Here is a 308-nt window from a genome sequence, read left to right as displayed (position 1 = left end):
TTTGAAGCAGATGGTTATGAGATGGATATCGAATATCTTTCAAAACAGACTGTACCTTGCATACTTCACCTATTTATAGATGGACTTGGTTTTCATTATATGGTATATTTAGGTCATATCTCCAATAAAGACCTCATTATTCTAGGCGATCCCGACAATGGGATCAAACTCTACTCAACAAGAGAATTATCTAAACTGTGGTTAAGTAAAAGCGCTGTAATTCTATCTCCTAATGAAACATTTGTTAAAGTAAAACAACGATTAACAAAGGAAAAAACTAAATGGTTCTATCACTTGCGTCCTAAACG

The 308-nt window shown here is 33.8% G+C and carries 1 protein-coding gene; it reads left to right on the top strand.

All coding sequences use genetic code 11. The features are described from left to right. On the top strand, positions 1–308 hold a 308-nt coding region (locus B2X73_RS01765; protein WP_291095609.1), incomplete at both ends, for a cysteine peptidase family C39 domain-containing protein.

It is taken from the genome of Empedobacter sp. UBA7252 (assembly GCF_002472765.1).
GTDB lineage: Bacteria > Bacteroidota > Bacteroidia > Flavobacteriales > Weeksellaceae > Empedobacter > Empedobacter falsenii_B.
Note: the sequence above shows the minus strand (reverse complement) of the source record. Positions and strands in the feature narration are given on the sequence as shown.